We start from the raw sequence: 15,226 nt of genomic DNA, 5'->3' as shown, positions 1-15,226 counted from the left end.
CGGGTGGCGTTTGATCAGAAGGCGTATTTGGTCGACAGGGTGGCGCGGGTGATCGTGCCGGACGCGCCGCTTTCAAGCTCGCGCTCGCCGACCATCAGCTCCGCGCCCAGGGTGACGCCCGGTCCGACCGGGATCATCAGCGCGCCGAAGGCCGAGCGGACCTGCTTGGTCGCGCCAAGGCCCGTCAGGGCGACGTCGTTGTCGGCAGAGAGGGCGGAGAGGCCCAGATTGATCCGGCGACCGCCGCCGATCTCCTGACGCACGGCGAAAAGCCCGCCGATCACCGGGACGGGTTCGAGTTCGCCCGTCGCAGTGGCCACCGCGCCGTTGATCGCGTTGAGGCCGATATACCGGCCCACGCCCTCCCCGCCGGTCAGCGAGAAGCGGACTTCCGTGCTGTCTCCCAGCGCCTGGCGGCCCTGCACCGACAGCCCCCAGCCGAAGGCGTCGCCGTCGATCCCTCCGGTCTCCGCGCTCAGCCGGCGCGCGATGGCGCTCAGCGCGATATTGCGGCCCTCGCCGGTGACGTTGTAGCGCGCGACGAGATCAGGCAGGGCGCCGTCGCCCGCATCGATCCGCGCCCCGCCGCCGAAGGGCGTGACCGTGGTGTCGCCGTTTTCCAGCGCGAACTGGAAATTGCCCGCCGTGTAGCGGATCTGCGCCTGGCGCACGAAGACCATGCCGTCGGACGCGGCCAGGAAGCTCGCGCTTTCGGGGATGGCGGCGGTGTTCTGGAAGGTCGACCAGTCCTGGCCGGCGCGCCAGTTTCCAAGCTGCGCCCAGGCCACCCGCATGCGCGGGTTATACGAGTTCGACACCCGCTCGTCCCCGCCGGGCGAGCCCAGGAAGTCGAATTCGAGCCGGCTGGTGATCGGGCCGAAATCGGTCGGGGTCTCGGTGGCGAAGAAGAAGCGGCTGGCCTGCGCGGTGAAGTCCGTGTCGGGCTCTGAATCGCCGGTTCCGCCCACCGGCGTCGCGCCGGGAATGTAGAAGTCCCGCGCGATCGAAGTCGGCGCGAAATCGCCATCGGACAGGTCGGTGACATGCGCGTCCACGTCGATGAAGCCGCCATAGGTGACGCGCGTGTTTCCTGCCATGAAGCCGTTGCCCTGCGGGCTCGCCGCGGCGGTGACGGCAGGCGCGGGATCGGCCTGTTCGAGCCGGACGATCCGGTCTTCGGCGGCTTCGCCCTGGCTGCGTGCGGCGTCCAGCTCCGTCCTCAGGCTCGCCACCATGGCTTCGAGCTCGGCCAGGCGCGCGGCGAGCATGTCGACGTCGCTGGCCGAGCCGTCATTGTCGGCGGCCGCCGCGCTGGTGAGCGCCAGCAGGGACGCGCCGGCGGCGAGCAGGGTCTTCATCGGTCCGGTCATGCGGTTTCCTTCCCGGATGCATGTCGCCGGGCGGGTCTGCCCGTCTCCGGCGCGCCGGTTTTTCGGCGATTGCGTGCAGTATCGGGGCGGGGGAGGGGGCGGCGATATTCGCCCTTGGTCGAAAGAGAGGGCTTTCGGCATGCGACTTTTTGGTGAGACGACAGGGCGTTGCGGGGCGCTTAGGGTCTGGACCTCAAGCTGACCGGAGCTGCGCTTGACCGAGACCGCCGGCGCCTCACGCATCGTCCTCGCCGACGACCATCCGCTGTTCAGGGCCGCGCTGGGCGCAGCGATCGCCAAGGTCGCGAAGGGGCGGGTGGTCGTGGAGACCGGCTCGCTCGCCGGTGCGCGCGCCGCGCTGGAGGAGGCCGGTGCGGAGCTGGTCTGCCTTGACCTTCATATGGACGACAGCTCGGGCTTTGTCGGGCTCGCCGAGCTCAGGCGGGCCTTTCCGCTTGTGCCGGTGGTGGTGATCAGCGCCAGCCAGGCGCCCGGCGTGGCCAGCCGCGCGCTGGAGTTCGGCGCGGCGGGCTTCATCCCGAAGACCGCGGGCATGGACACGCTGTGCGAAGCGCTGGGCGCGGTGCTGGCGGGCGAGGAATGGGCGCCGGACGAAAGCGGCGATCCGGCCGCCGCCGAAGCCGCCGATCAGGCCGCGCGGCTCAACGATCTCACCCCCGCCCAGATGCGCGTGCTTCAGGGCCTGGCTGCGGGCCGGCTCAACAAGCAGATCGCCTGGGACATGCAGATCACCGAAGCCACGGTGAAGGCCCATGTCACCGCGATCTTCAGAAAGCTCGACGTGATCAACCGCACCCAGGCCGTACTCGTCGCCCAGGCGCTTAACGTCGAACCGCCCGCGAACGCCTAACCTCCCTCAGCCGCCCGCCTTCGCCGCCCAGTCGATCGCGCCGTCGCTGAGGGTTTCCGCAGCCGCCTCATAGCGCGCCCAGGGGTCTGATTTCTGCGCGGCGAGCCGGCGGGGCAGGGTCCTGATGTCGTATTCCGCGCCGGACTTCGCATCCGACAGCTCGTCCCAGGTGATCGGCGCCGCGACCGGCGCGCCCTTGCGCGCGCGGACAGAGAAGGGCGCCACGGAGGTCTGGCCGCGCTGGTTCCTCAGCCAGTCGATGAACACCCGGCCCTTGCGCTTGGCCTTGCTCATCTCCGCGACATAGCGATCAGGCTGATTGTCGGCGAGCGCGCGGGCGAGCCCGCGGCAGAACGTCTTCACCCCGTCCCAGTCCGCCTTTGGTTTCAGCGGCGCGATCACATGAACGCCCTTGCCGCCGGTCAGCATCGGGAAGGCGGCGAGCCCGGCGCTTTCGAGCAGATCCTTTATGTCGTTCGCGGCGGCCTTCACGTCGGAAAAATCGAGCCCTTCGTCAGGATCGAGGTCGAAGATGATCCGTTCGGGATGCTCGATATCGCCGATGCGCGCGCCCCAGGGGTGCAGCTCCAGCGCGCCGAACTGGGCGCAGCCGCGCAGGCCTTCCAGATCGTCGATATAGACGTAGGGCTCCTTGTCGCCGGACTTCTCCTCGATCTTCACCGGTTTGAAGCCCTCGGGCATGCCCTTCATGTGGTGCTTCTGAAAAAAGCAGGCCTTCTCCACCCCGCCGGGGCACCGCACCAGCGAGAGCGGGCGCTCGGCCACATAGGGCAGCATCGTCTCGCATACGGTTTCGAGATAGTCGGCGTAGTCCGCCTTGGTGATCTCGGCGCCGGGGAAATAGACGCGGTCGGGATGGCTGAGTTCGGTCATGACTTTTTGGTCTTCCTCGCCGTCTCGATCGGCTCGGCGCTGATCTCCTCGGCGGGCAGGTCCTCTCTGAGGCCCAGAAAGGCGGGATGGCGGTAGGCGCCGTCGCCGGTGCGCTCAGTGTAGCGGATGACCGCGACGAGCTTCGGGGTGACCCAGTGCGCGTCTTTCTCCACCGATGACGGGACCGCGTCGAGCGGGCTGGTCTTGCGCTCGATCTTCTTCATCGCGTCTATCAGCGCCTCGCGGGTCTCCGCGTCGAAGCCGGTGCCGACCCGGCCGCGATAGACCCAGTCGCCGTCTTCGCAGGTGGCCAAGATCAGCGAGGCGAAGGGGCGGTCTTTCTTGTCCGACGGGCTCCAGCCGACGATCACCGCGTCGTCGCGCAGATCGCATTTGATCTTGCGCCAGCGCCCGTCACGGCCGGCCTTGTAGGTGCTGTCGGCCTTCTTGCTGATCACGCCTTCAGCGCCCGCCTCGCAGGCGCGCTCGAACACCTTGTCGCCGTCCTCGGAGACGTGATCGGCGTAGCGCAGCGCGTCCGGAGCGCCGTTCAGGAGCTGGGCGAGCTTTTTCTTGCGCTCGACCAGGGGCGTGTTTCTCAAATCCTCGCCGTCGAGCTTCAGAAGATCAAAGCAGAACAGCGCGATCTCGGCGCGATCGTCTCCCTTGAAGGCGTTCTGAAGCGCGGAGAAATCGGTGAGGCCGTCCTCGTCAAGCACGGCGGCCTCCCCGTCGATCAGCGCGCTCGAGCAATCGATCTGTTCAAGCGCGTCTGCGAGGCCGGAGAACTTCTCCGTCCAGTCCTTCTCGTTGCGGGTGAACAGCCGCGACTTTCCCCCGCCCACCGCCGCGATCAGGCGGTAGCCGTCATATTTCATCTCGTGGATCCAGCCCTCCCCGGAAGGGACCTCGTCGACGAGCTTGCACAGGACGGGCGATTCGAATTTCGGCGGCCGTCCGCCCTTCGATTTCGACGCGGCCTTCTTCGTGTTCGGCTTTTCGCCCTCTTCGATCTGGCTCATGGTCCGGCCCGTCTTGACGCTTCGTGTGTAGGTTTCGGTGGGCTCCTCGCCGTCCTCGGCGGCCGCGTCGCGCTTCTTGATGAGCAGCCAGTTCTCGCGCTTTTCGTTCTTCTTGTTCTTCAGCCGGACGAGCGCCCATTCGCCCTTCAGCCGATCGCCGTGAAGGGTGAAGGTCAGCTCGCCGGTCTCCAGCGCCGTCTGGGGATCGTCCTTGGTGGGCGACCACCGGCCCTCGTCCCAGAGCATGACCGTGCCGCCGCCGTATTCGTGCTTCGGGATCGTGCCTTCGAAATCGCCGTAGCTGACGGGGTGGTCTTCAGTGCGCACGGCCAGCCGCTTCTCGCCGGGGTCGAAGCTCGGCCCCTTGGTGACCGCCCAGCTTTTCAGCACCCCGTCCATCTCGATGCGGAAATCATAGTGAAGGCGCGTGGCCGCATGCTTCTGTACGCAGAAGCGCCGCCCGCCGTCGACCAGCGTCTCGTCGCCGGCCGGTTCGGGCGTGACGTCGAAATCGCGCTTTTCGCGATAGATTCTCAGAGGATCGGGGCTCGCCATGGCCCATTTACGAGCGGGGCGGGGCGGAGGTTCCCGGGGGGCGGGCTTACTCGACGAGTTCGCGCCGCGCCGCGTCCGCGATGAAGGCGGAGCGGGTCATGCCGCGCGCCCTGGCCGCTGCGTCGATGGCCTGAAGAAGGCCTGCGTCCATGGTCAGATTGGCCTTCACCGTGCGGCCCGTGAGCCGGACCAGCGGCACCGCCAGCAGAAACGCGCCTTCGGCGATGTCGGCCTGAACGCCGGGATCCGCGCGCAGCGCTTCGATCGGGCGCGGTTCGGGCGGGGTCTGATCTTCCAGGTGAAGCGCCAGCGCCTCGCTCGCGGCGGCGGGCAAGGCGTCCAGCGTGTCGGCGGCGGAAAAACAGCCCGGCACGTCAGGGAAATGGATGCCGAACGCGCTGTCGGGGTCCTTGTGAACCACGCCGATATAGTGACGCATGCCGCGCTCCCTCACAGCCAGCCGGCCTGCCGGTAGATCGCCCGGACGGTTCCGAGCGGCAGGTCCTTTTTCGGATGGGGCAGGATCACCGTGCGCTCGGCCTTGCGGAATTTCACGTGCGAGCCCTTCGCGCCGATCCGTTCGAAACCGTCGCGTTCCAGAAGCCGTGCGATCTTCCGGCTGTCGCGCTCGAATTCCATATCGCCCCTATGGGCGCATTTATATGCGCCTTTCGGGCGAGATGCAAGCCGGCCCTACCCCGCCTTCTTCTTCCGGGAGCTGCTGGAGGACGACGACCCGCTGCTCTTTTTTGTCGAGGCGCTTTTCGATTTCGATGCGGCCGATCGTTTCGAACCGCCCGACTTCGCTGACGATCCGCCCGCCTTCTCCTCGGCGACGGACTTCTTCAGCGCTTCCATGAGGTCGATGACCTGGCCGCCCTTGGGCTTGTCCTCGCCGGCCGAGACGATCTCTTCGCCCTCGGCCTTTTCCTCGATCAGTTCGCGCAGGGCGGTCTCGTACTTGTCCTCGAACTTTTCCGGCTCGAAGGGTTCGGACTTCTTCTCGATGAGCGATTCGGCGAGTTCCATCATCTCCTCGTCTAGATCGGGCTCGGCGATGTCCTCGAAGACGGCTTCGGATTTCCGCACCTCGTCGGCGTAGCGCAGGGTCTCCAGAAGCAGCCCCTTGCCGCAGGGGCGGATGGCGACGAGGTTCTCGCGCCCGCGCATCACCATCTGGCCGATCGCGGTCTTCTTGTGCCGCCGCAGGGCTTCGCGGATCACCACGAAGCCCTCCGCGGACGAGCCGCCGCGCGGGGCGACATAGTAGGGTTTTTCGAAAAAGCGCGGATCGATCTCGGTCTGGTCGACGAAGCTGACGATCCGGATCGCGTCTTTCGTTTCGAGCTTGATCTGGTCGAGCTCGTCGGGCTCGAGGACGACGAAGCTGCCCTTCCTCGCCTCGTAGCCTTTGACGATGTCGTCGGGATCGGCCTCTTCGTCGGAGCCTTCGGGCACCTTCTTGTACCGGATGCGCTTGCCGCTGGGCTTGTGGATCTGACGCAGGCTGATCCGCCCGGCGGTGTTGGTCGCCGAGTAGAGCGCCACGTCGATCGAGACCAGCGACAGGCGCAGATATCCGGTCCAGAAGGTGCGCGGTGCGGCCAAGGGTCGATCCTCCGACAGCCTCTAGTGCGTCGCCGGGGGCGGCGGCGCGGTGCGTTCGGCCGGCGGCGGGTTGTCGCCTGCGCTGCCGTTCCCGCTCGAGGCCGAGCCGTTACCCTCGCTGCGGCGCGCCTCGACCTCTTCGCGGGTGTCCCGCGCGGTCTGGGCCGCTTTCTGGGCGGCCCTGGCGGCCTGTTCGCTCGCCTTGTCGGCGGGCTCGGCCAGGGTGTCGTGCTCTTGCCGGGTGAGCGGCAGAAGCGCGCCGATGAGCGCGCCTGCGGCCAGGGCGACAGCGCCCGTGGCCACGGGGTTGCTCTCGTGCAGCGAGGCGACCGAGTTCGCGCCCGACCGGGCCGCGTCCTTCGTGGCGGCGCCGGCTTTCTGAGCGCCGTGCTTGGCCGATCCCGCCGCGCCCTGGACCGCGTGCTTGGCCGAGCCGGCTGCGCCGGACACGCCGCGCCGGGCTTTCGACGCGTTGTCGGCGATGCGCCGGCGGGCGTCTTTCGCCTTGTCGCGGGTTATTGCGGCCTGTTCGTTCACCCGGTCGCGGAACCCCTTGCCGTCCTCGCCCTCGTCGCGGTCGATGCCCAGCGCCTCGGCGCGGGCCTGGGCGAGGCGATCTTCATAGGTCTCGTCGGTGTCGGTCTCGAGGCGCACGCAGCCGGCCTCGGCGATCTCCACGCGGCGATGATGGAAGTCCGCGTCGTAGTCGTCCGGGTCGACTTCGACATGGCCGGTCGAGCCCGCCCCTGCGGCGGCCGGGCCGGCGTGCATCTCCAGCGAGGTTCCCCCGCCCGAGCCCGAGCCGCGCGACCCGGCCGCCAGCCAGGCGAGCCCGGCCGCGGTGAGGATCACCGGCATCGGATTGTCGCGCACCTGGGCGCCCAGGCTCGAGGCGAAGCGGTTCACCCCGCCGGTGCTGGACAGGAACTCGTCGATCATCTGCCCGGGCGAAAGCCGGTCGAAGATGGCGTCGAGGTCTTCACGCAGCGCCTGGCGATGCTGGCGCGCTTCGGTTTCGATCTGATCAGCGTCGCTCATCGGGCTTGCTCCTTGGCGAAACGGGCGGTGCGGCCGGCTTCAGCGGTCGCTTTGGGGGCGGAAAGCTTCTTGGGGTCCATCTTGGACTTGCCGGTCATCAGCAGGATCGCGCCGATCACCGCAGCGATCACGCCGACGATGGCCGCGCCGGCCCAGGCCGGAACCCATCCCGCCGCCGCCATGCCGAAGGCCGCCGCGTAAAGCAGCAGCGTGATCGCAGGCAGCAGGATCGCCACGGCGATGCCGACGCTGATCGCGCCGCCCTGCATGGAGCGGACCCCGTCCATCACCTCGGTGCGGGCCAGGCGCACTTCCTCGCGCATCAGCCCGCTGGCGTGCCCGATCGCGTCCTCGACGAGATTGGGCAGGGACTTGTTCTCTTCGGCGGCGGAGGTGAAGCGGCCGTCGCCGTTTCCGTTGCCATTGCCGCGCTTGTCGGTGTTCTCGTTCGGTCTCTGGTCGGCCATGGATCAGCCCTCCCGATAAAGGTCGTCTGAGGTGCGCCCGGTCGGACCGGTCTGCTGACGCTCGGCGGCGGTCTTGGCCACGCGCGAAATCAGAAGGCCCACGGCCGCGCTGGCGCCCAGGAAGGCGGCCGGGTTTCTGCGCCCGAACTCCTGAACGTCGTGCAGCATGTCGCCGGTGCGCCGTTCGCGCAGGAAACCGGCGGCCTGCCCCAGCCCTTGCGCGGCGCGGTCGATCAGCTCGCCGGCGAGCCTTTCGTCCTGGTCTTTCAGGTCCGAGCCCGCTTCGCGCAGCCGGTCGGAGGCGGTTTCGAGGGACTTGTAGGCGCGCTCGCGGCCCTGCTCGGCGCGTTCCTCGCCGAGATCGGCGGCGGCGCGGCCGAGATCTTCGCCCGCGCGCCTGGCCTCGTGGGCCGCCTCGCCCGCGCGTTCGGCGGCGCGGCCCGCTTCACCGTCCGCGCCGGATTTCGTCTGGTCTGTGTGAGCCATGCCCTGTCACTCCTCATCGGGTCGCCGCCGCCCTCTGGTGACCGGAGAAAGCCTCGATCCGCGCTGGGGTTCCTGCGCTTGGATCGCGCTGCGCAGCGCGGTAGCGGAGCGCGCCGCCCGCCTTCGTGGACAGGGGCGGACAAAGGTCCTAAATCGGGCGTTCGCGCATGGAAGAGCGCACCCGGACCGAACACCGAACGCACGAAGAAGAACCATGTCCCAGCAGGAATTCGACGCCGATACGCGCCGCCACTCGGCGGCCCACCTCATGGCTGCGGCCGTCAAGGACCTCTATCCGAACGCCCAGTTCGGCGTGGGGCCGGCGACCGAGACCGGGTTCTTCTACGACATCAAGCTCGACGAGGCGCTGACGGTCGAAGACCTTCAGAAGATCGAAAAGCGCATGAAGGAGCTGCGCAAGAAGAAGCACCGCTTCGAGCGCGAGGAGCTCAGCGTGGACGAGGCGATCGCGTACATGGAGCGCGAGAACCAGCCCTTCAAAGTCGAGCTTTTGAAGCTCCTGCGCGACAAGGGCTCGACGGCCATCGCCAAGGAGACCGGCGACGAGTCCGTCGTCGGCGAAGGCGTGGATACCATCAGCTTCTACCGCACCGGCGATTTCGTCGATCTGTGCCGGGGCCCGCACGTGGACCATTCCGGCGAGGTCGGCCATTTCAAGCTCAAGTCGATCGCGGGCGCCTACTGGCGCGGCGACCAGAAGAACGCCCAGCTGCAGCGCATCCATGCGATCGCGTTTCCCACCAAGGAAGAGCTGGAAGCCGAGCTGGTCCGCCTCGAAGAGCAGGCCAAGCGCGACCACCGCAAGATCGGCAAGGAGCTGGGGCTGTTCACCCTGGTCGAGGAAGTCGGCGCGGGCCTGCCCATGTGGCTGCCCGCCGGCAACGTCATCCGCGACGAGCTCGAACGCCTGGCGCGCAACACCGAGCACAAGGCGGGGTATTCGCGCGTCTCCACGCCCCACATCACCAAGGGCGATCTCTATGTGAAGTCGGGCCATCTGCCCTACTACGCCGACGACATGTACGCGCCGATCATCATCGACGAGCAGGAATACTATCTGCGCCCGATGAACTGCCCGCACCATCACATGCTCTACGCCCACGACCAGTGGAGCTATCGCGACCTTCCCGTGCGCCTGTCCGAATACGGACAGGTCTATCGCCACGAGGCCTCGGGCGGGCTTTCGGGCCTCATGCGCGTTCGCGGCTTCTGCCAGAACGACGCGCACATCTATTGCCGCGAGGACCAGGCCAAGGACGAGTTCCTGGCCGTGATGCACATGCACGCGGACTATTACCGCCTGTTCGGCATCGAGGATTTCTGGATGCGGCTGTCGCTGCCCGATTTCGAGAACCTCGAAAAATATGTTGACGACGCGGCGGGCTGGAAGAAGGCGCTCGGCATCCTGAAAGAGGCGATGGACGAGTCCGGCTATCCCTACAAGGAGGTCGAGGGCGAGGCGGCGTTCTACGGGCCGAAGGTGGACTTCATGGTCAAATCCGTGGTCGGCACCGAGTACGCGATCTCCACCAATCAGCTCGACTTCATGGCGACCAAGCGCTTCGATCTGACCTATACGGACTCAGACGGCGGCAAGAAGCCGGTCTATGTCATCCACCGCGCTCCGCTGGGCAGCCATGAGCGCTTCACCGCCTTCCTGATCGAGCACTACGCAGGCAAGTTTCCGACCTGGATCGCGCCGGTCCAGGCGATCGTCATTCCGATCGCGGACCGTCACGAGGACTACGCCGAAGACGTGAAAAAGCGCCTGTTCAACGCCGAGGTGGACACCGTGCATGGCGGGATCCGCGTGGAGGCGGACCTGGCCGCCGAGCGCATGCAGAAGAAGATCCGCAACGCGCAGAACCGGCAGATCCCCTACATGCTGGTCGTCGGCGACGCCGAGGCCGAGGCCGGCCATGTCGCCGTTCGCCATCGCGATCTCGGCGACCTCGGGACCATGCCGGTCGACCAGCTGATCGACCGCATCGCCGCCGAACAGCGCGCCCGCGCCGACCTGCCCAAGCCGCAGGCGGCGGGGTAGACCTAGACCGTCTGCGCGTCGGCGATCGTGCGCCCGCTGTTGCGGGCCGCGATCACGCGCCAGACGATCACCGCGATCGCGACCGGGACGAGCAGGGTGCCGAACGCGCCCAGCACGGCGAAGCCCGCCAACGTGACGATCACCGCCAGCGCGATCAGGAAGGCGTCGAGCTGATGGGCGCGAATGTCCTCCACGATGAGGACGAAGGCGGGCAGCAGCATCAGGATCGAGATCGCCGCGAAGACGAGCCCCGCGCCCAGCGAGACCGCCATCGGCACCAGGAATTGCGCCTGAGGGCTCGTCTCGGTGATGATCGGGAGCAGGCCCAGCGCGGTCGTCAGCGTGGTGATCAGCACCGGCCTGAAGCGCCGGCTGGCCGCCTCTGCGACGCCCTCGATGGGATCTATCCCGCGTTCGCCGACATTGATGTTGTACCGGTCGATCAGCACGATCGAGGCGTTCACCACCACCCCTGACAGCGCGACGATCCCGAAGATCGAGGGGAAGGAGAGGTCGTATCCCAACAGGAAATGGCCAAGGATCGCGCCGCCGACGCCGAACGGAATGGCTATGAGGATGATCAGCGGCTGGACATAGCTGCGCAGCTGGGTGGCCAGGAGCGCGTACATGATCAGCACCGCCACCATCAGGCCCTGGCCCAGCGAGGCGAAATCCTGTTGCTGCTCGCGGCCCGCGCCCGCCAGCCGGTATTCCAGGCCCGGGTAATCCTCCACCAGCTGGTTCAGGATCTCGCTCTCCACGATCCCGCGCGCTTCGCCTGGGGTAATGATCGCTTCGTCCACGTCCGCGGTCGCCTCGATCACGCGGCGTCCGTCGATGCGCTCGATCTGGGTGTAGGAGCGGGTCTCGGTGATCGCCGCGGCCACCGAAAGCGGCAGCGCGCCGGTCTCGGACGGCTCGGGCGGCGCGCCGGGCTCGGCGGCGGGCTGCAGGGTCTGCGGCAGGCGGATGCGCAGCTCGCTCAGCGCGGCGAGATCGTCCCTCAGCCGTTCGGGATAGCGCACGAACACGCGCACCTCGTCGCGGCCGCGCTGGATGCGCTGGACTTCCTCGCCGAAGAAGGCCTGACGCACCTGCCGGGCGATGTCCGACGGGGTCAGGCCCGCCGCTTCGCCCGCCGGGGTCAGCGTGAAATTGAGCTGCCGCTTGCCCAGATCGAAGCCGTCGTCGATTTCGGTGACGCCTTCGATCCGGCCCAGCTCCTCGGCGAAGCGGCGCACCGCGTCTTCCAGCGTGGCGTTGTCGGGATGGCTGAGTTCGTAGGCGATGTCCGATTGCTGCGGACCGGCCGAGGAGACGATGGTCAGCCGCTCCACGCCGGGAAGCTGGCCGATCCGGTCGCGCCATTCGGCCTCGAGCTCGCTCGACCCGATATCGCGGCGTGAGGCGGCGGCGAGCTGCAGTTCGATCTGCGCGATGTTGGACGCCACCGTCGTCGATTGCGTCGACCCCGGCCCGCCGAACAGGCTGGTGCGCCCGCCGATGGTCACCAGGATGTTGTCGATCGCCGGCGCGCCGGCCTCCTCGTACTTCTCCTGCAGCGCCTCGGCGGCCTCGACCATGCGCTCGGCGGCGCGGCGGGTTTCTTCAAACGGCGCGCCCTCGGGCAAGGTGAGGTTGGCGATCACCTGCTCTGAATCGATCGAAGGAAAGAACACGAAGCGCACGATCCCCGTGACCGCCAGCGACATCACCAGCGCCAGGATCGCGATCCCGCCCAGCGCCACCAGATAGCGGGTCTTCGCGGCGAAATGCGCCCAGTTCGCCACCGGCCCCTCGGCGAAGCGGCGCAGGGCGTTCGCGACGCTGTCCTGGATCTTCTTCAGCGGACCGCGCGACCAGTCCCGGCCATGGGCCAGGTGGCTGGGAAGGATCAGGAAGGCCTCGACCAGCGAGACCGCGAGAATGCAGATCACCACGATCGGGATCGGCCGGGTGATCTCGCCGAACTCACCGCCGGAGAAGATCAGCGGACCGAAGGCGGCCATGGTCGTCAGAACGCCCACGAAGACCGGCGCGGCCACGCCGGTCACCCCCGCGATGGCGGCCTCCTCGGGCGTTCGGCCCTTGGTGCGCTCGCGGTCTGTGTTCTCGCCCACCACGATGGCGTCGTCGACCACAATGCCGAGCACGACGATGAGGCCGAACGTGGTGATGAAATTCAGCGTCACGCCCGCCGCGCCGAACAGCGCGAAGCCGCCCAGGAACGAGATCGGCACGCCCATCGCCACCCAGAAGGCGAGCCGCAGATCGAGCATCAGCACCAGCAGAAGGAAGACGAGCGTGAAGCCGATGATGGCGTTGCGCGCCAGAAGCGCGATGCGCTCGCGGAAGACCTTGGACTGGTCTGACGCGATGGTGGCCGTCACGCCTTCAGGCAGGGCCGGATCGGATTGAAGCCAGGCCACCGCGCCGTTGCGCACGTCGAGCAAGTCTTCGCTGCCCTGGATCTGCACGTCGACGAACACGGCCGGCTCGCCGTCGAACTCGCTGATCAGCGGCTCGTCCTGAAACCCGTCGCGGATCTCGGCGACATCGCCCAGACGCACCCGCGCACCGCTGGTCGAGGAGCGCACGATCACGTCCTCGAACGCTTCGCCGGTCTCGCGCCTGGCGTTCGTGCGCAGCAGGATGTCGCCGGCCGCAGTGCGGATCTCCCCGCCCGACAGGTCGAGCGAAGCGTTGCGCACGGCCTGAGAGACTTCCGAAAAACTCAAGCCGTAGCGCCTGAGCGCGTCCTCGCTGACCGAGATCGAGATTTCGTACTGGCGCACGCCGCGCAGCGAGACGGTGGTGATCTCCGGCCGGGTGAGCAGGTCGCGCTCGGCCATTTCGCCGGCCTGGCGCAGGGTGCGCTCGCTGACCGGGCCGGTCAGCGCGAAGGTCAGCACGGTGGTCACCGGCTGGGGCACGCGGATCTGCACCTGTTCGGCCTCGGCGGGCGGGAAGTCGGCGATGGAGTCCACCGCCGTTTCGACATCGTCCTTGACGATCTGGGCGTCGGCGAACTGGCGCAGCTCGACCGTCACCGTACCCCGGCCTTCAGAGGCCACCGAGCGCACGCGCTCCACGCCGTCGATGCCCAGCACCGCTTCCTCGATGCGGCGGGTGACGCTTTCCTCCACGTCGCCGGGCGTGGCGCCGGGATAGATCACGCTGACCTGCACCTGACCGGGCGAGAGGGTGGGGAAGACCTCGGTCGGGATCGTCGCCGCGGTGAAGGCGCCGCCGGCGAGGAACAGGATCATCAACAGGTTCGCGGCGACCGGGTTCTTCACGAACCAGCCCACCAGCCCCTTTCCAGGCCAGCCCGATCCGGCCGAGGGCGGGATCTGCTCGTCGCGATCTGCGCCGCCGGTCTCGCTCATCCGCGCTCTCCGGCGCGGTCTTCAGGCGGGGCGAGCGTCTCGCGGTCTTCCTCCATCGCCTCGGCTTCGGCCGGGCTGTCGGGGCGCTCGCCGCTCGCATCGCGCAGAGGCGGGGCGGGCGCGTAGCCGGGGTCGAACTCCGGGGCGGGCGGTTCGACAGTCTCGACGATTTCGGTGTCGCGCCCTTCCGCGCCTTCAGGCAGCGGGGAGACGATCAAGCCGTCATGAATATCGAACGGCCGGACGATGACCCGGCCGCGCGGCCGGTCGAGCACCTGCACGCGCTCTGAAACGATCGCGCCGTCTTCCACCAGACGCACCTGATCGAGCCCGATCACGGCGTTGGCGGGCAGGATCATCACGTTTTCGAGTTCGGGACCGAGAATGCGCACGTCGGCGAACAGGCCCGGCTGCAGGGTGCGTCCTTCCGCGCCGGGATCGATATAAAGATCGATGAAGCGCGTGCGGGCGTCGAGCCGGGCTCCTGTACGGGCCACGACCGCCTCGAACACCGGACCGCCCGCTTCCAGCCGGACCTGGGCGGGCCGTCCGGTCGCTGCGCCGATGCGCGCGAGATCGGTGGGAGGAACCGGCGCGACCAGCTCCACCGCCTCGAAATCATACGCCGTGCCGTAGGACTGGCCGGGTGCGAGCTGCTGGCCGACCTCGAGCCGGCTTTCGGTGATCCGGCCGGAGAAAGGCAGGGAGAACGTCGTGCGCTCGAGATCGAGCTCAGCCTGCCGCACCTGCGCTTCAGCCGACAGGAGCTGGCCGCGCGCAGCTTCGAGCTGGGGCTCGCGGGCGGCGAGCGCGGTGATCGGCTGGCCGGGATAGAGATTGTCCCATTCTTCGCGGGCGACCTCGGCTTCGGCCCGGGTCTGGGCGAACTGGCTGCGCGCGGTGGCGAGCTGGGAGCGGGCGCGGGTCAGCGCGACTTCGTAATCGCGCGGATCGATGCGGAACAGGATCTCCCCGGCGGTGAAGCTCGCGCCCGTGCGCACCGCGTCGGACACCTCGATCACCCGTCCGCCGACTTCAGGGACGAGATTGACGAAGGCGGTGACCGTGACGGTGCCGGTCACCTCGATATCGACCTGATGATCGGCGACGACCGGCTCGGTCACGCGCACCGGGACGGGCGGGCGCTCGGGCGGACGTTCGCCCGCCTCGCCGCCCTGATTGGACAGCCAGACCGTCAGCGCGACGGCGATCAGCACCACGAGCACGACAGCGGCGATCTGCAGCCAGCCGATCCAGCCGCGGCCGTCATCCTCGCTCCGGCCATCCCCGCCGGCCTCGCGACGGGCATCGTCCTGCCGCAATCGCTGGCATTCTTCGCTCATGAACGCATCTTCCGAATCGAACGCCGTTCGCCGACGGCTCAAGTTGCGCAACTTACACCCGCTCGCGGCGACGGCCAGTCACAGAGCGGCCGATCGGGAAAAAACCACGCCCGGCGCC

At 68.0% G+C, this 15,226-nt stretch carries 13 protein-coding genes; 2 read left to right on the top strand and 11 right to left on the bottom strand.

Going from position 1 to position 15,226, the window contains the following annotated elements; all coding sequences use genetic code 11:
• Positions 1 to 14: 14 nt before the first annotated feature.
• Complete coding sequence (locus ABL308_02345) at positions 15 to 1,370, bottom strand: DcaP family trimeric outer membrane transporter (protein ID XBQ16724.1); 1,356 nt, start codon at positions 1,368 to 1,370, stop codon at positions 15 to 17.
• A 214-nt stretch (positions 1,371 to 1,584) separates the two neighbouring features.
• On the opposite strand from ABL308_02345, the gene ABL308_02340 reads away from it, so the two are divergent.
• Positions 1,585 to 2,241, top strand: coding sequence for a response regulator transcription factor (locus ABL308_02340; protein XBQ16723.1), 657 nt, complete (start codon positions 1,585 to 1,587; stop codon positions 2,239 to 2,241).
• Positions 2,242 to 2,247: 6 nt separating this feature from the next.
• On the opposite strand, the gene ligD (ABL308_02335) is transcribed toward ABL308_02340, so the two are convergent.
• Genes ligD (ABL308_02335) through ABL308_02300 form a run of 8 tightly spaced genes read right to left on the bottom strand, consistent with a single transcriptional unit; the run spans position 2,248 to position 8,311 of the window.
• A complete protein-coding gene (gene ligD / locus ABL308_02335) occupies positions 2,248 to 3,135 on the bottom strand; it encodes a non-homologous end-joining DNA ligase (protein XBQ16722.1) in 888 nt (295 codons plus the stop codon).
• Positions 3,132 to 4,712 carry a non-homologous end-joining DNA ligase gene (gene ligD, locus ABL308_02330; GenBank protein ID XBQ16721.1) on the bottom strand — a complete coding sequence of 527 codons (1,581 nt, stop codon included), beginning with the start codon at positions 4,710 to 4,712 and terminating at the stop codon, positions 3,132 to 3,134. The genes ligD (ABL308_02335) and ligD (ABL308_02330) overlap by 4 nt, the downstream gene beginning before the upstream one ends.
• Before the next feature lie 46 nt (positions 4,713 to 4,758).
• Positions 4,759 to 5,151, bottom strand: a complete 393-nt coding sequence (locus ABL308_02325) for a type II toxin-antitoxin system HicB family antitoxin (GenBank protein ID XBQ16720.1) — start codon at positions 5,149 to 5,151, stop codon at positions 4,759 to 4,761.
• A gap of 11 nt (positions 5,152 to 5,162) precedes the next feature.
• On the bottom strand, positions 5,163 to 5,351 hold the full coding sequence (locus ABL308_02320) for a type II toxin-antitoxin system HicA family toxin (protein XBQ16719.1): 189 nt from the start codon (positions 5,349 to 5,351) through the stop codon (positions 5,163 to 5,165).
• Positions 5,352 to 5,405: 54 nt separating this feature from the next.
• Positions 5,406 to 6,320 (bottom strand): Ku protein, encoded by a 915-nt coding sequence (locus ABL308_02315; protein ID XBQ16718.1) that lies wholly within the window; start codon positions 6,318 to 6,320, stop codon positions 5,406 to 5,408.
• Positions 6,321 to 6,341: 21 nt separating this feature from the next.
• Positions 6,342 to 7,358, bottom strand: a complete 1,017-nt coding sequence (locus ABL308_02310) for a hypothetical protein (protein XBQ16717.1) — start codon at positions 7,356 to 7,358, stop codon at positions 6,342 to 6,344.
• Positions 7,355 to 7,825, bottom strand: coding sequence for a phage holin family protein (locus tag ABL308_02305; GenBank protein XBQ16716.1), 471 nt, complete (start codon positions 7,823 to 7,825; stop codon positions 7,355 to 7,357). The genes ABL308_02310 and ABL308_02305 overlap by 4 nt, the downstream gene beginning before the upstream one ends.
• Before the next feature lie 3 nt (positions 7,826 to 7,828).
• Positions 7,829 to 8,311: a hypothetical protein gene (locus tag ABL308_02300; protein ID XBQ16715.1), complete on the bottom strand. Its 483-nt coding sequence runs from the start codon at positions 8,309 to 8,311 to the stop codon at positions 7,829 to 7,831.
• Between the two features lie 214 nt (positions 8,312 to 8,525).
• Between ABL308_02300 and thrS the strand changes: the two genes are divergently transcribed.
• On the top strand, positions 8,526 to 10,376 hold the full coding sequence (gene thrS / locus ABL308_02295; GenBank protein XBQ16714.1) for a threonine--tRNA ligase: 1,851 nt from the start codon (positions 8,526 to 8,528) through the stop codon (positions 10,374 to 10,376).
• A 2-nt stretch (positions 10,377 to 10,378) separates the two neighbouring features.
• Here the strand turns inward: thrS and ABL308_02290 are convergent, their stop codons facing one another.
• A complete protein-coding gene (locus ABL308_02290) occupies positions 10,379 to 13,765 on the bottom strand; it encodes an efflux RND transporter permease subunit (protein XBQ16713.1) in 3,387 nt (1,128 codons plus the stop codon).
• On the bottom strand, positions 13,762 to 15,108 hold the full coding sequence (locus ABL308_02285; GenBank protein XBQ16712.1) for an efflux RND transporter periplasmic adaptor subunit: 1,347 nt from the start codon (positions 15,106 to 15,108) through the stop codon (positions 13,762 to 13,764). Before ABL308_02285 ends, ABL308_02290 begins: the two co-directional genes overlap by 4 nt.
• Positions 15,109 to 15,226: the final 118 nt, after the last annotated feature.

Origin of the sequence: Oceanicaulis sp., assembly GCA_040112665.1 — a bacterium.
Lineage (GTDB): Bacteria > Pseudomonadota > Alphaproteobacteria > Caulobacterales > Maricaulaceae > Oceanicaulis.
This window is presented reverse-complemented; position numbering and strand designations above follow the sequence as displayed.

Coding starts and splice junctions, on each gene's coding strand:
- ABL308_02345 (XBQ16724.1), bottom strand. CDS start 1,370: ATGACCGGACCGATGAAGACCCTGCTCGCCGCCGGCGCGTCCCTGCTG.
- ligD (XBQ16722.1), bottom strand. CDS start 3,135: ATGACCGAACTCAGCCATCCCGACCGCGTCTATTTCCCCGGCGCCGAG.
- ligD (XBQ16721.1), bottom strand. CDS start 4,712: ATGGCGAGCCCCGATCCTCTGAGAATCTATCGCGAAAAGCGCGATTTC.
- ABL308_02325 (XBQ16720.1), bottom strand. CDS start 5,151: ATGCGTCACTATATCGGCGTGGTTCACAAGGACCCCGACAGCGCGTTC.
- ABL308_02320 (XBQ16719.1), bottom strand. CDS start 5,351: ATGGAATTCGAGCGCGACAGCCGGAAGATCGCACGGCTTCTGGAACGC.
- ABL308_02310 (XBQ16717.1), bottom strand. CDS start 7,358: ATGAGCGACGCTGATCAGATCGAAACCGAAGCGCGCCAGCATCGCCAG.
- ABL308_02305 (XBQ16716.1), bottom strand. CDS start 7,825: ATGGCCGACCAGAGACCGAACGAGAACACCGACAAGCGCGGCAATGGC.
- ABL308_02300 (XBQ16715.1), bottom strand. CDS start 8,311: ATGGCTCACACAGACCAGACGAAATCCGGCGCGGACGGTGAAGCGGGC.
- thrS (XBQ16714.1), top strand. CDS start 8,526: ATGTCCCAGCAGGAATTCGACGCCGATACGCGCCGCCACTCGGCGGCC.
- ABL308_02290 (XBQ16713.1), bottom strand. CDS start 13,765: ATGAGCGAGACCGGCGGCGCAGATCGCGACGAGCAGATCCCGCCCTCG.
- ABL308_02285 (XBQ16712.1), bottom strand. CDS start 15,108: ATGAGCGAAGAATGCCAGCGATTGCGGCAGGACGATGCCCGTCGCGAG.